Source organism: Sporosarcina sp. P16b (assembly GCF_002743065.1).
Lineage (GTDB): Bacteria > Bacillota > Bacilli > Bacillales_A > Planococcaceae > Sporosarcina.
Map to the genome: position 1 here is coordinate 1 of NZ_PDYO01000022.1, position 15,058 is coordinate 15,058.

Genomic DNA, 15,058 nt, shown 5'->3' on the forward strand with positions numbered 1-15,058 from the left:
GAAACCTTATTTCTAGGGCTGTTTCAACCACTTTAACCGATTGGTGGCTCTCGCTCCCGCTTTTACTGGCCCTATTATCCGCATTCAGTGGCTCAAAACTCCGCACTAGTGGCTCATTCTTTCCGCAATACTCAGGGCACTTGAAAAATAGTGTTTTACCTACAGGTATTTTTTATATACTAGAATTTCAAAATATAGGGAATAAGGAGACAGCATGAGAGAGAAAACACTTCAAATAGATGTAATTTACCTACCTTTAGGAAGAATATAAAAAGGGGCGTCCAACAGCCGGAAAATCAACTTATTGGACAGCCCCTTAGAGTAATTTATTAAGTTTTAAAGCTTTAGTTACTTCATTTTATTGTCTAGTGAAAATATCTTTAGTATGGATCCTTCGCCCATTTTGGGCAATGTAAAACCTTATTAATCTGTAATAACGACTAACTCAGCGATTGCTTCTATTCTTTTTATTGATGAAAAATACGAACGATATTTAGCAGGGTCGTAACCGGGTTGATCTTTTTTGATTGGGGACCCAAGTGAATGAATGCCTAGAAGATTACTTCCGTTGTAGGTAGGTGCACCACTATCGCCCCCTTCTGAATAGTAGTCTGCTACGACTCTATAGACATTAAAAGTAGTCCCATCAGCTCGCGACACTGATACTAGAGTTCGCTCATCAATAATTACACCTCTAGTATTATAAGTGGTTGCTCCTGACTTCCGAACAGCTATTCCAGCGGTAGGAGTTCTTGTACCCGTTATAGTTACGTCTTGATGGGCATGTTGAAATATATACTTTGTGCCGTACTTTCCTGAAGCTGGTGTTATCCATCCTACATCAACATTTCCAAAATCATTATAAACATGGCCACCATTATTACCTATTAACTTCCCACCTTGAAACATACTAGTTTCACCACTATTAAGGCAGTGACCAGCGGTAACAAAGACTACTCTACCTCCGCGAATCGCAGAGAATCCTAACGTACAATAACCAGAAGGAGCAGTGCTTCTATATGAGGAATCTGCGATTAATAAGCCGCCTTCCATGTAATTGACAGGATCCATTCTTCCTTCACTTACCGCGGGAGCCACTTCTTCAACAATGATCATATCACTTCCATACTTTTCCCTTAAACTTTCCGCTACTTTGCTATCAAATTCCTTAATTCCTATTGTGACAGAGTTTTTATTCAGTAAAACGCCGACACTGGTGATTTGAGTATTATATTCTTTTTGTATTTTCTCAATATCCCTAACAATTTCATCTTGCTTGTCCCTTAATTCTTTTTCGGAATACTTCACTTGAACAATCTTCAACTTTCCTTTTACCGGGAAGTCTTTTTCTAGAGTCTTCAATGTATTTTTGACTTCTTTTAAATCTTTTTTATCTACGTCGACATATACGTTTAGCACGCCTTGTGCCTTCGTGTCCATATAAACTGAAGCAAAATCGCTATAATTATCTTCAGACGATTGTATTAATTTATCTGCTTGCGGTAAGTAATCAGAAACCTGTTCTATTTCTTTCATTATGGCTAGTTCTTTTTGAGTTAACTTTAGTTGATGCTTATTACTATATTGGCTTTTATTTAACACCTGAAAATCTCCAGAACTATTCAACACATTTAAAATATGAGCATCGGAATCATCTAGCCCGTGTATTTCTCTGAAAATTTTCTGATCTTCAAATTCGGCTTTCGAAATTTCCTTAGGTAGATTTCCCGGTATATTCATTGCATTTGTAAAATCGTTTGAAGGTAGTAAAACGAAAAGTATTGCAAGGATTATAACAAATATATTCTTAGTATGATTCATAATGTTACCTACACCTTTCATTTAAGTTTAAACTCATTATAAATACGTTTTTTTATTTGCAGATATTGTCCTTTTCAGAGGTGATAATTAGTCTCCGTAAAAAGAAATAGCTATTTTTTTACTACTATTCTCCTCATTCTTGTTAGCGTGGAATTTAAAGACAATCCCATAAACACCGTTCTGCTGTATATAGGATGGCGAAAATTTCTGCTCCATTTTTTGGCCAGGTTCTAATACATTTAATTCATCAAATCCTACTGCATCACTATCCACCACAACCCAAACGTTATCTTGTAAGTATTCCAAGCTAGTTCCTGACCCTGTGTAATCCACCGATGTTTCCCCATCATCTTTTATAATAACAACCGGTGTCTCTCCCTGATCGTATCTCCCTTGTCTAACTGATATAGAAATAGAAATAAACAATTTACAATTAATTCCCCCCTCCCTCTATAAAAAACCGTTTACAAAAAAGTAGATATTTTGAAAAAATTAATATTTATCCTAAATACAAGTTTAATACACTTGGTAAAAAACTCAAGCATTTCGGAATTTTTTTACTTATATCTAATGAGGAGTTGATACTTCAACGTTTCACCGGACTGTGTGCAATGAAGATAACCAGCGTTATGTCAACTAGATGCATGGCACATACAAGATGGACTTCATTCACTTCATGAACAGCTATTTATAGAGATGTATATTTGACCGTGACGCAGATTCTTTCTTGGATGGCTGAAGAGGAGCGAGAACGGATAAGGAAAAGGCAGCGTTAAGGAATTGATTTAGCCTTGCAAAATGAAGCCAGTTCTTGCTTTTGATCTTCAATTGAATAAGCTATTAATCTAATAGCTTATTGGTCTGGTGATACAAATTATTAAATATTTTTTCATTGAGAAATTTCACATAGAAAAATGATATCTAATAAAATCTATTAAGCAGTTATACCTTGGGTTCTGGCATTCCTCTATTTCCTTAACCCGTCTATTTGAACGATGATTTGTACTTATTTCAAGTGTTATTGCCCTTTTTCACAAAAAAATAGCCCATCGCTCACTTACCGAACAATCGGGCCAAGAATCCTTTATTTGCATGCTGCTCGTGCAGTTCTTTTATTTCTTCGAGTCGATTTTCCTCGGCTGCTGCGACCTCTCTTTTTGCTTCCTGCGAAAGACGCAACGATTCCATGAGCATCTCGTCTCGTTTCGTCAATGATTCGTCAATATACTTCTGCTGCTTCTCGAGCTTCTGCGATAGATTATTCATGGTACCCGTCGCTCGTTGTTCACGTTCGATATCTCGCTGTTTGGCTTGTTCATTGGATTCTTTTATATAAGACTCGGGCTCTTTAATCCGATCCTCTTGCGATTTCATGACTTCTACAATATTTCGATAGGAGTCGAGGATCTCATTCATTAATGCCGGAGGACGATCCTCGTCATCGGGTGTGTAGACAATTTGCTCGACATTCTGTGCGAGAGTTTGCTGTATGAACTCGTGGGGCTCGTTCCTATCCTTCATCTCGTTGATAAGTGAAAAAATGCGGACAGCGTCTCCTCTGTACCTTTTATTACGTCCTTTACCGATCGACGTACTTTCGACGTACTCGTTATATTGATCTTTCCACGTTCGAACAGTTGACGCTGGACGATCGAGCTTAATCGCAATTTGCGCGAGGCTGTATGTACGTTGATGACTCCCGCGCCTATCTTTTTCGTGTTCTTCGTTTACACTCTCGTTCATCGTTCGTTGTCACCCCCCTTCGTTTCGTCGTGTATATTTCGATATTAGTTGACTATCGAACTCGTCTCATTGACTCTATTACGTCATTCGTTATCCATTGTGATCGTTGCATTGTTTACTATTCGACGTCTACAAGTGAAAGACCTGTTTTTATTGATAGAATCGTTTGCCTATCGTCATTTAGATAGATAGTAGATCAAGAAATAGGATGATGAGAAAGAAGTGAGCGATGCAGCTTAAAGTATTATCGAATAAGTGGGCTGTTTTTTTATGCCTTTTAATAACCAAGAACTAAATGCAATCGCTGGGGTTGCCTTACAGGTCTACTAAGATCAAAAGAAGAAAAGAAAAGGTCAAGAGCGTAAATTCAAACCTGTTCCCCCTTGTCTGATCGTCCCCCCCTTTTGTTATGGTTCATTTTTAGTGTACTAAGCCGTTTGCTAGAAAGTGATTATAGACCACCAAATTAAAAAGAGAAAGGGTAAATGGCACTCCGCTATTCTACGCCCTTTCTCTTTTTAATTCGGCAGTCTTTTTTATAATCACAGCAAACGACTATGTACACTGAAAAAAATGAACCATAAAAAAGTAAAAGGAACAGATCACTATGCCAAGTGTGAACATGGAATTTTTAAAGATTCCAGCACCGCCTAAAGTTCCTTAAAAAAATGGTTTGAAAGAAATTAAATACAAAATAAAAACTAGAAGAGATAAAAATGATTAAAGAAGCTATTATCTAATGTGTTTAGCTTGTAACGAATTGACTTCATTAGAATTTGATACAAATTATTTCGATTAAAACTATAAAATAAAGGAGGTGTCGTAATGAGAGTAACTATGCATGTATCACTTTTATCAAATGAACAAAGAACAACACTTATACAACTTATGCAAGCGGAACTAGAGTTAATAGGGTATGACGAACAAGCTGTAATAGATGAAATTATATCTAATGGTCTTGTTGGTAGATTATGCGACCTTGAAGAATTGATCTCCTTAAATATTATAAAAGAAATAGCCAGCTAACACCAAAATCCGAAAGAGCGATAACAATTATGAGTAAAGTTATAACAGTAAACAATGAAGATAATACATGGTCAGTATACAACTCTCAAACAATGGTTTCTGCTACAATAATAAAAATTCAAGAGTTTGGTCTCTTAGCGAAAGACACATCTACTCGTTACCGTGTTGATTTTAAAGGAAAGACCATAGCCAGTATGATTGGAAACTTTCAAACCGCTAAAAGCATTGCTAGAAAACACTTGTTGAAAATCTAAAATATAACCAGGAGGGGTTTTCCCCTTTTGGTATAATTGCCGAAAGGGGAGAGCTTTATGTTAAAATTTTTTAAATGGTTAGCGCTGCTATTACTTTTATCCGTAGTTCTAGAAGGTACTGGTTTTTTATTTAATAACTTCATTTTCATGATATCGCCATTAATGATGTTTGCACTTGCAGTCATATTCGTCCCGATCTTCACGATTGGTTTTCTTTCATTCAAAGTGTTTCATTTTTTTCAGAAAAGACAAGTAGCCTAAAGTTAAAGGAGATTAAATTGAAGTTCAACTATGCAAATTTTGGAGACATTCTATATGATGTCGAGACATTCAGATGTGAATTTCAAGGTAAGGAAACAGCTGACATTATTAGTTTAAATTTTTTGGAAGATAACCAGTACAGTCACTTAATTGAAATGACCAATGGAGATGCACCAAATACTTACAGAAAAATCACGTCACTAGGAACAGAAGTGATAGCGTCTTTCAACAGTAAACAGGAAGATTTGCGTGAGGAGATTGATCGATTTAATCAGGCTATAAATCGGTTATTTCAGCGGAGGAATGTTAAATGTGTCGTGAAAGGTTATATTCGTAAACTAAAAGTAACAACGGACCAAGAGAAATATGTAAAAATTATGGTAGTATATTGCGTGAACTCACGCAAGAGGAATTGGAATTATATAATAAAAGAGCAAAATTCATCGAGGAAGGTGAGGACGTTTAATAATGACATGATCTCAGTTGGGGGTAGAAAATAAAAACATTTAGGTGAAATGGTAATATAGAATTGATAGAAAAGTACAGTTATTATGCTCGCATGCCGGTTAGAATGCTCAATGAACAAAATTATAATGCTCTGCAGAGACGAGAAATATTACAACGGATGGAAAAATAAAAAAGAGTAGCTTTTGCTACCCCTTTTTTTATACTAAGAAATTGTAAGTTTTAAAGCTGAATCCCCCTGTATTATGGAAGTCAGAGAAGGGTTTTGATGATCACTGTAGTTATTGCGAGGAAATAAGTGGGAATATCAAGAATAACGCAGATGCCAAAAAAGGTTTTATTGAATAAGGAGAAGTTTCAAGGAAGGAGCGAATTGAATGATTAAAATATCCATCTTTACAGTAATAAATTTGGGCATGTTTTTCTTCTTACATCTATCAATTAAATTATTAAGTAGATATTATATTAGTGATAAAGCATTTGATTTTTCATCAATATTATTGACTGTCTTTTTTTTAATATTTCTTTACTGTGTTGCTACTTTGATTAGATATAAATTACTTAAAGATTCTTTTGATAAAAAGTTGTTTATTATTATATTTTCTATAATATTTGTATTTTACGTTGTATTTTTCGGTATAAGTTACTTATAATCACTAATTTGGATATTTTTATACAATGAGTTATATTAACTAAAAAATGAGGAGGTTTATAGAATTGAGAAAATTAATTATTTTATTTCTTTCTTTAATGGTAGCTTTTAGTATGGTTTTGCCGTCCACTGGTAAAGCAGAGTCCGTGAGAGCAACTGATGGGTTAAAAAGGATACAAAATTTAGAAATGAATCAAGACTATGTTATTAATGAAATACTAGATGATGCGAATACAAGGATTGTAGAGGTAATTGATAAAAACGAGGACAAAACGTATCGAACTACTTTTAATAAGCAAGATTCTTCATTTGAGACAGTTGAAATTAACAACAAAATACGTGGAAGTGAAAAAGAAATTTTTAATTCTAAGCAATCGATGCTTAGTGAACAAAAATCAGAAGTTGCTCCAGCTGCTATCCAATTAGTTGATAGTGGTTCAAATTTAAGTAATAAGTTTAAGTATTATGCCTACACACAAAAGATATGGGTTATTCAATCAGAAGGTAAATCGAAAAATCCTACTGAAACTACAAAAAATAGTTCAGATATACTTAGTTTTAGGAGCGCCGTAAATAATTTAAGGGGAGCCGAGCTTAAAACGCGAGCTGCATTAGGTACGGCAGCTACTGCAACAGTAATAGCTGCCATTACTGCTCCAACTGCTTGGGGACCAATTTTGTCAATGTTAACAGCTATAGGCGCTGGTGCAACTGCTATTGCTCAAGCTTATGATTCATATAACTATGCAAAAGATTGTCGTCTTTGCTTTGGTAGAGTGACAATTCGATAATATAGAAAAAGCGATGAAGTTAGTTGAGGTGTAATATATAAGGCGTTTGTCAATGTCTTGAAAAGTACAGTCACTATAATCGTATTCCAGTTAGAATGCCAGATGAACAAGATTATATTGCCCTGTTGAGACGAGAAATTTTGCAACGAATGGAGAAGAAAAAGGAGTAGCTTTTGCTACTCCTTTTTATATGCGGGTTGTAATTCCGATTAGGCATACCGCTCTTTAAATTTAACTCGGAAAAGGAGTGTTAAGCTTAATAAAATAATAGGTGCTATTATTATAAAAAATAAGGAGGGAATGCCTGCTAAGTATATTGAAATAGGCAAACTTGCAATAAAGGAAATTAACATAGCTCTCCATGAACGTTTAACAACAGCGAAAAAAAGAGAGAAAAATGTTATAAATATGGAAAAACCCATAGCTATTGAAATTAATATTCCCACTTTAAACACCTCCTGTTTTTACTATTATAAAATATTTTTTCCAAAAAATAAAGAATTTACAAAGCGATTTTATTGCTAGTTCCACGGAGATTGTGGAAAGAAAGTGGCTTATAAAGTTACCCTATAAGCCCCTAGATAAGGTGAAGGCAATTCCCCCCCGAACAAGTAGAAAATATCGTTAAGAAATATCCACTAGTTGGTACATTAATTCACTTGGTTTGGCGTTTCAAAGAAATTCTTAAATCGGGCGAGAAAGAGTTATTACATGCGTGGATTTCAGAGGTAGAAGCCCTTAAAATAAATGAATTGACTAGCTTCCTCAATGGTACTAAAAAGGATATAGATGCGGTTGAAAATGCATGTATGCTTCCATATAACAATGGATTAGCTGAGGGAAGCATAAATAAGTTAAAAACTATCAAAAGGATCATGTATGACAGAAATAGTTTTGAACTTCTACGAAATAAATTATAATTGCTTGAATTCCGTAAATTCAACTAATAATGGAAAGAACCTTGATGCTTACATTTATAATTACAATTTGTACATCGCGGCATAAAATCCCCTCTAATTTCTTTATCATTATCTCTAAATTTAGACCGATTACTTAATAATGACTTACATTTAATTTATTAGCGCGATTGGCTTCGATTTCATCACTCAACTCAGGAAATTGTTTTTTAAAAGTTTCACTATTTTTGTGGTTTTACTCACTGTAATTTTTTTCACTTCGCTATAAGATATCCATATTTCTTTATTCTGAATCTGTTCATATAGGGATGATATCACCATATCTCGGTGAATAGGAGGAAGCTTTCTTGTTGTACATCATTCTTTCATCTTATCGTGATAAAGTTTATAAAGTTCCGTTGCGATCCAATGCTTTTGATTATTTTTTAATTGTGAAAAGCGGTTGTTTATTTGAAGAAGCTTACCATTTATTTTCATATGATCTTTAGTCAAGATTCATCCTTAAACACATGTTTTTATTGAACCACTTCCGTCATCTCTTTTACCAGTGATTACCGCAAGACGTATCACTCGTTACCAATGGGCTAACGTCAAGATTGTGCAAAATTACAACGTTAAATATTTTGAAAGATTAAAAACCCAACCCCTCCGTATCTTAAGGAAGGAATTAGGTTAATAATCTAAAACAATCGCACCCATTATGAATCATAAAATAATTGCTACTACCATTCGATTAAGTACTTCCCAAGCTCTTCCTTAGGAACTTTCTTCACATTTATAATCTTAAGTTGATTTTCGACCAAAACTGGTGCCATTTGTAAAAATAACAGATCATCGGATTCATCGGACCTGAGAACAGTAACTTGACTAACACTTTTAAAACCTTGTAATTCTAGAAAGTCCTCAATTTCTTCATAGTCATTTTCATTCAATTCCATTGAGTAATCTTTATAGTCTCCCTTATCTATATTCTGCATTCTTTGAACTAACTCTGCACTAGTTGTAGGTTGATAATCAAGATATCGCTCATATGCAATATATATAAAAACAACTAATAATAAGCTCGTTATATAAACCGTCTCCCTCTTAAACTTTTTCTTGAAAATCTTCATTTGCTTAGCCCCCTTCAAGAGTCCCCTATTAAAGTAAGTACTACCCCCTAAAAATGTAATCACAACAGACAGTTTTTAGACATAATTTCGACCCTACTTTAATAATTGTACTTTAAATTTATTACAGTTTTTACTCCACTAGCCTTGCATAAATACCGATAAAAAGTGCAGCCTCTCTAACTTATAATTATAAGCCCAAAAAATAACCACTCCAATAAAAGTGGCTCCAATTATTTGTTTTTTACAATTAGATACGTGCGACAATGACATTTTAGCGATTAAGGGGCTGCTGTTCCCTTGATCTTGTGAATTCAAAGATGTCCAAAGGGCTACATTAAAATAGCGACTTTTCTGCAAGATTTTTTATTTATCTGTGTCTCTATTTGTGCTAGCATATTTAAATCTGAATTATTCACCGAGATTTCAATATAGGTTGCTAATGCCAATTTCATCAACTATTCTGCTCTTCGTTTATGCATGAAAAAAATGAAAAAGAATCCATTTCTGCTAAGGTTAAGTCACCATAAGATAACCAACAGAAAGAATTCTTATGGTGCCTACTTTACCGCAAATTGAACTGAAATTCAATCGACAGATCAAATTATCTAATGACAGAGGCACTCTTCCTCAGATACATGCGTTTTTCTGTTCTGAGCGTATGATGAAAGGTTATTGAGTCAAAAAATTTATCAAATCATTGCGGGGCATGCCCAGGATGACGCAGCGAATCTATTGGTGAAAGACTCTGTATTCACCAAAGTTCTTGACACACCTTCACTAGCTTCCCAACCGATTCTATCCCGCTTTTGGTAACGATTTAACGCAAATTCCATTGCACAATTACAACAGGCAAATCAAGAACAATTGGGTAAAGTACACCATCACAGGAAATCCACGGCAATCGTTTTTGAAATTGAAGCTATGTTAATGCGACACTAGTGTTTAAATCAAATATACCAAATGTACTTGATCTAAAACTTTTATCGTCTGCGAAATTTCTAGAAGACTTCATCGTCGAAAACCAAGGCATTGTTCTTCACTAAATACTTCAAAATCAATTTCTGTTCTTAAATGGGTCACTATACCTTTTAGTCTAGTCCTTTAAAATCTGTCATTTCTTTTTGCTGTTGTACTCACTACTACATCCTGTACATCGAAAGCTTTGAGCTAACACAAAAGAGAGAGCAAACTTTATCTCTACTTTTTAGAAGTAGTAAATAAAAGCATCCAGTAAAGTTGTTGATTTTTCTAGTTGCTTTTATTTTAAAGTTCATCGGATAGCTTCTTTTACTTCTTACGAGTTCCAAATATAAACATTATAAATTCCAATATGTATCATATCAGAAAACGAACGTTTATCTCCAGTTACAACCGTTTGAACATTTTCTTTACCAGTTGCCGAGAACATTGAATATACTTCTTTTTGTTTCTGTGTTTTTAAACCTAATCGATTTTTGGCATACACTTCAATATCATAAGTATATATTTTGGTTTCATATCTCCCTGCAATATACATGTCGATAGCACCGCTTATAACTGTTATACCAAGACTTACAAGTGCAGCAGGAATATTCTTAACCTTATAGACTTTTTGAACAAGTAATGAAACAATAGTTGTGATTTGTGTCCCCTTTGAAAAAATAAAATGGTATCGTTTATCAAAGGTTACTGTTCTTTTTTCATATGCAGTACCTGTCATTTTCCAAACCGAACTATATTCACTTGTAACTTTAGTATAACCAGATCCTGGAGTAGCCAATGTTGTCATCTCATCTTCTTCATCTGTTAATGGAGAAATTGTCACAAACTCTTCAATGTCATGCATTTCTTGTTTACCATTACTATCATACTCCTCAATTTTACCACTTTCAGTATCAAGAATACTTTTAGATACTAAGAGATCGCCATTGTAAGCTTCTGCGATAATAATATTATCTTCTTTAGTTACTTTTATTTCAAGTTGACCATAATGCTCGTCTTCAATTATATAAGTATCTTCATCAATCTCTGTATTTATTCTTTTATTTTCTTTTGATAATGAATATGCACTAGCAACTCCATTCACTGGAGCAAGCAACAATATACCTATTACTAAAAGTAGGGTAAACTTTTTTAATCTCATAAATATCTTATCTCCCTCAATTTTATTATTTTAAAACCAAAGCCTACATGCGTTATTTCTATAATTCTTGACTTTTAAGTACAAAGGGCTTCCAAACGCGAAATTCAGGTAAATCCCACGTATATCTAAATAGAATGAAGGATTAGTGCCCAAACTCACAAAAAAACATAATCAAACTTCAAAACTTACCTTTTTGGAGGCAAATCATTAAAAAACATAATACTTTTTTATTTTAGCCACCATACCTTTCTAAAAGAACAATACATTTCTCTCATCTTCAAAACCGTCTATACCTTGTTACGGATCCCCCTTCTTTCTAAGATTAGCTTCAAAGAGAAATGAATATCTTTACTATACACCCTAAATTAATCCAAAATTTGATGTTGCGGTGAACGATGTTTTTCCGTTCGTGAATGTTAAAAATGATTCGTGAAATGTCGTGAACAGCACTTTTTTCGCCCTTGAACGTTAATTCACGCGGCTTGCTAGAGCAGCAAGGATCAAGAAATTTGTCATTTCCATACAACTGACTAATTAATCATAAGCAATAGTAAATATCGTTTACATTTTCATAGCGAACAGGGAAGGAGTGTCCGCTATCTGATTTAAATGTAAGCTCTTCTATATTCAAGTGACCGATTAAAACGGAAAACAAATGTCGTTCTTGTCGTTCAGGCAGAAGAGAATAGTGGAGAATATCATGAATAAGGGAAGACATGTCTTCATTAGATATAAATGGGTGCCAGACCAAGACGATCTACTGAATGACCCTTCCCGTCAAAAAAAGGACACCAATCCATATGCGAATTGGGTCCCCGGATATTGTGTATTTATTGTTTGCTCTTGCCTGTTCTATCTATTGAAATTAAATCAAGTTTTCCTTTTCCACAACTCTGCTGGACTCTTTCCTGCTACGGTCAATCGTAATTTCAACCGTCTGCTCTGTCGGTTCGTCAAATGGTGCACCGTCATAAATATGAACACCATCTACTTCACCCTGACGTACCCATTTCATAAAGGACATAATCATTAATAACATAATGAAAACGAGAGGCAATGCCGTGATAATGGAAAGTGTCTGTAAAGCCTCCAAGCCGTCACCGTACATGAGAACGATGGAGATGCTTGTGAGGACGATTCCCCAGAATACACGATACCAACGTGCTGGTTCCTCGCCTTCTTTCAAATTAATAGATGCTACGTCTGATAACGTATAAGCAGCCGAGTTAACAGTTGTCGCTAAGAAAATGGCGGCAATCAGTAAATACAGCACCATGACGACTCCGCCTAGCGGAAGTTCATTCAAGATAGCTAATATAGCGGCAGGTGCACCTTCATTTTGTAAGATATCGAGTACAGGCACAATATTATTTAGTTGGAAGTACATCCCCGTGTTTCCGAAGATCGCGAAGGCCAACCAACAGCCCAATGTTCCGCCCACTAACTGCCCTAGTATTAAACCTTTAATCGTACGACCTTTCGAAATTCGAGCAGCGAACATACCTGTGAATGGAGCATACGAGAACCACCATCCCCAATAGAAAATAGTCCAAGCGTTACTAAATCCTGATTTCCCTACCGGATCTGTGTACAGGCTCATTCTAAAGAAGTTTTGGAATAGAACACCGACACTGTCCGTAAAGCTTGCAATAATAAACATCGTTGGACCAAAGATGAAGATGAAAATCGCAATCGCGATATATAAGTAAAGATTCCAGTCGCTTAAAAGCTTCAATCCTTTTTTCAATCCGAAATAAAGACAGATACAGAAAAAGATCATTAATGTAACGACAATCAACAAATTAAGTGTAAGCGTTTTCTCTACACCAAACAGTGAATGGATTCCTTCAGCGAGCAAAGGAGTACCAAGTGCTAAGGATGTGCCAATTCCACCGATCAGACCGAACATGAAGCATACGTCAATGATTTTCCCGAGTAAACCATCCGCTTTGTCCCCGATGATTCCACGGCACGCTGTACTCAATCGATAGGATTTTTGACCTTTGACATATACTGCATAGGCGATTGGGATGGAAGGAACGCAATAGATCGCCCATGCAGAGAATCCCCAGTGAAACATTCCATATGTAGAGGCGAAACTTGCAGCTTCCACTGTTTCTGCGGCCATACCGTATGGTGGGCTGGAATAGTAGTACGCCCATTCAATAATTCCCCAATACATGATACCTGAACCGATTCCAGCAGTGAAAATTAATGCTAGCCAGCTAAATGTTGAAAACTCTGGCTTCGTATTTCCTAATCGAATTTTGCCCAACTTGCCAAAAGCTAGCCAAAGCAAGAAGCCGAATATTCCTAAACAAACCCATAAGTACATGGGACCGAAATTTGTTGTGATGGAATGGAGGATTGTATTTAAAAACGTCGTCCCTTTGACGGGGTTTATTAAAATAGGAACAGTCAACGCCGCAATCAAAGACAAAGCAATCGCCAATATCTTTTTATCAATTGTCTCAAATCTCATGAATACACTCCCTTAAATCTTCTATAGTTCATTCCTATCTTACTTCATATTGAGTCATTATTAAAGAAAACTATCGGTGTCGAAAATCCAACGATAGGTTACCTTAAATGTGTAATGTACTAGATTTCTCAAGTCAGGCAGTCAAGCGATCACCTACACCCGATGTGGAGGAGCTTCCTGCATATCGGGTGTGAGAATTTTATTTTGTACTATAAGCTGTTCAATAGCCTCTACAACTAAAAGCATCCTCCAAGTCTTCAGTCAAATCTTCAGGTACTTCAATCACTCCTTCATTGTCATCCAGAAAAGCAAATACGAAGCCGTCAGCAGTATGATCTAATACGTTCGGTACGACTAGGTTACATATCCGGCACGCGATACAAGTATTTTGTTCCACCATAGTAAATGGCATCATTCTCCTGCCCTTGTTTCCAAAATCAAAATAATCAGTTATTTTAAGACGTCGCTTTTTTGGAGTTTCTTCCTTATCTCTCATAACGCTAGTACTATGCAGGGGTTGCATTTTCGTTGGTGGATCGATATACACGTTGGCATTGCTTACGGAAACGGGTGCTTCTCCAAAACCTGATGCACTCAACTTTACTTTTGTAGTTCGTTTGAAAACGCCTTCATTTTCTTTGTCGACTTGTATCACCGTTTCATCCAAGCAGATAGTAGTTACAAATTGATTTATCTGTTCAACCAAATAATCCACCAGCTCCTGACTCCTCACCTTAGGGAAACCAGCACTAGTATACATATACTTTTCCGGATACAGTGCTACAAGCTGCGGCAGGCTCTCAATGAATAGTACGGACATGTGTCGAAATCTCGCATAAAACGCTGTCAATAACCGACCGGACCGCCTCCAATAATCGTAATGTCGCTAACCTCCGCTGTTTTACCCAGTTCATTCCTCCTACTAACTACTTTATATAGAGCGATTTGGCACGAAGCAATTAGGGAATTACCTCTTTTTGCTTCATCACAAAATCTTCACAAATATTAATGCAAGTATCGTGCCAACTAGTAAAATATCAATAGGAATAAGGTCTCTGTCGTTTTAACTTCATAACGTTATTACAATTCATTCAAATTCGAGTCATAACAGACTCAAAAAAGACGTAGTATTTTCAAAATTGACTCAGGTAAAACAGCAGAACGGTGTTGAAAATGCCTGAAAACAAAGAGCAAGAAAAATAGACTTATCCGTGGAATCCCTGCCTACTAGACGGCATTACTCGTCTAACGAAACCTATAGGTTGAACGGTGAAACGGAATTGTCTACGTCAACCGGAACTACGAAAAGCATTATGGAATAAAGGAAGATGATGGGATTGGCAGATACCATGATGATTTTTTAACGGGGTTACTGGAAGCCTTCAGATATTCGGTGCGCCAGCAGATAAAAA

General features: G+C 35.7%; 16 protein-coding genes and 1 pseudogene. 8 read left to right on the top strand and 9 right to left on the bottom strand.

What is annotated here, in order from left to right; all coding sequences use genetic code 11:
• A partial coding sequence (locus tag CSV77_RS17175) for a hypothetical protein (RefSeq protein WP_233212279.1) occupies positions 1-218 on the top strand: 218 nt, incomplete at its 5' end.
• A gap of 205 nt (positions 219-423) precedes the next feature.
• Here CSV77_RS17175 and CSV77_RS15425 read toward each other — a convergent pair.
• The 3 genes from CSV77_RS15425 to CSV77_RS15440 form a co-directional block, all read right to left on the bottom strand.
• Positions 424-1,821 carry a hypothetical protein gene (locus CSV77_RS15425; RefSeq protein WP_099674091.1) on the bottom strand — a complete coding sequence of 466 codons (1,398 nt, stop codon included), beginning with the start codon at positions 1,819-1,821 and terminating at the stop codon, positions 424-426.
• 87 nt (positions 1,822-1,908) lie between these two features.
• Complete coding sequence (locus CSV77_RS15430) at positions 1,909-2,247, bottom strand: immunoglobulin-like domain-containing protein (protein ID WP_099674092.1); 339 nt, start codon at positions 2,245-2,247, stop codon at positions 1,909-1,911.
• A gap of 627 nt (positions 2,248-2,874) precedes the next feature.
• Complete coding sequence (locus tag CSV77_RS15440; RefSeq protein ID WP_099674093.1) at positions 2,875-3,564, bottom strand: DUF3967 domain-containing protein; 690 nt, start codon at positions 3,562-3,564, stop codon at positions 2,875-2,877.
• 825 nt (positions 3,565-4,389) lie between these two features.
• On the opposite strand from CSV77_RS15440, the gene CSV77_RS15445 reads away from it, so the two are divergent.
• From CSV77_RS15445 to CSV77_RS15470, 5 genes are all read left to right on the top strand, one after another.
• Positions 4,390-4,590 (top strand): hypothetical protein, encoded by a 201-nt coding sequence (locus tag CSV77_RS15445; protein ID WP_099674094.1) that lies wholly within the window; start codon positions 4,390-4,392, stop codon positions 4,588-4,590.
• A 29-nt stretch (positions 4,591-4,619) separates the two neighbouring features.
• Positions 4,620-4,844: a hypothetical protein gene (locus tag CSV77_RS15450; protein ID WP_099674095.1), complete on the top strand. Its 225-nt coding sequence runs from the start codon at positions 4,620-4,622 to the stop codon at positions 4,842-4,844.
• Positions 4,845-4,901: 57 nt separating this feature from the next.
• Positions 4,902-5,105 carry a hypothetical protein gene (locus CSV77_RS15455; RefSeq protein ID WP_099674096.1) on the top strand — a complete coding sequence of 68 codons (204 nt, stop codon included), beginning with the start codon at positions 4,902-4,904 and terminating at the stop codon, positions 5,103-5,105.
• A 17-nt stretch (positions 5,106-5,122) separates the two neighbouring features.
• Positions 5,123-5,605 carry a protein rep gene (locus CSV77_RS17185; protein WP_233212280.1) on the top strand — a complete coding sequence of 161 codons (483 nt, stop codon included), beginning with the start codon at positions 5,123-5,125 and terminating at the stop codon, positions 5,603-5,605.
• A gap of 682 nt (positions 5,606-6,287) precedes the next feature.
• Positions 6,288-7,013, top strand: a complete 726-nt coding sequence (locus tag CSV77_RS15470; RefSeq protein WP_099674098.1) for a geobacillin-26 family protein — start codon at positions 6,288-6,290, stop codon at positions 7,011-7,013.
• Positions 7,014-7,222: 209 nt separating this feature from the next.
• On the opposite strand, the gene CSV77_RS16805 is transcribed toward CSV77_RS15470, so the two are convergent.
• Entirely contained in the window at positions 7,223-7,459 is a 237-nt protein-coding gene (locus CSV77_RS16805) for a hypothetical protein (RefSeq protein ID WP_144034683.1), read from the bottom strand.
• 213 nt (positions 7,460-7,672) lie between these two features.
• On the opposite strand from CSV77_RS16805, the gene CSV77_RS17410 reads away from it, so the two are divergent.
• A complete protein-coding gene (locus CSV77_RS17410; RefSeq protein ID WP_158232086.1) occupies positions 7,673-7,933 on the top strand; it encodes a transposase in 261 nt (86 codons plus the stop codon).
• 719 nt (positions 7,934-8,652) lie between these two features.
• Here the strand turns inward: CSV77_RS17410 and CSV77_RS15485 are convergent.
• A complete protein-coding gene (locus tag CSV77_RS15485; protein ID WP_099674101.1) occupies positions 8,653-9,042 on the bottom strand; it encodes a hypothetical protein in 390 nt (129 codons plus the stop codon).
• Positions 9,043-9,714: 672 nt separating this feature from the next.
• Between CSV77_RS15485 and CSV77_RS16810 the strand changes: the two genes are divergently transcribed.
• Entirely contained in the window at positions 9,715-9,855 is a 141-nt protein-coding gene (locus tag CSV77_RS16810) for a transposase (protein WP_144034684.1), read from the top strand.
• Positions 9,856-10,336: 481 nt separating this feature from the next.
• Here the strand turns inward: CSV77_RS16810 and CSV77_RS15490 are convergent, their stop codons facing one another.
• The 4 genes and pseudogenes from CSV77_RS15490 to CSV77_RS17190 all read right to left on the bottom strand — a co-directional run.
• A complete protein-coding gene (locus CSV77_RS15490) occupies positions 10,337-11,164 on the bottom strand; it encodes a hypothetical protein (protein WP_099674102.1) in 828 nt (275 codons plus the stop codon).
• Between the two features lie 865 nt (positions 11,165-12,029).
• Positions 12,030-13,646 (bottom strand): BCCT family transporter, encoded by a 1,617-nt coding sequence (locus CSV77_RS15495; protein WP_099674103.1) that lies wholly within the window; start codon positions 13,644-13,646, stop codon positions 12,030-12,032.
• A 220-nt stretch (positions 13,647-13,866) separates the two neighbouring features.
• Positions 13,867-14,169 (bottom strand): ferredoxin, encoded by a 303-nt coding sequence (locus CSV77_RS17415; RefSeq protein ID WP_369802785.1) that lies wholly within the window; start codon positions 14,167-14,169, stop codon positions 13,867-13,869.
• A gap of 93 nt (positions 14,170-14,262) precedes the next feature.
• Positions 14,263-14,555 (bottom strand): annotated as a pseudogene (locus tag CSV77_RS17190) (NAD(P)/FAD-dependent oxidoreductase); the annotation flags it as partial.
• Positions 14,556-15,058 lie beyond the last annotated feature (503 nt).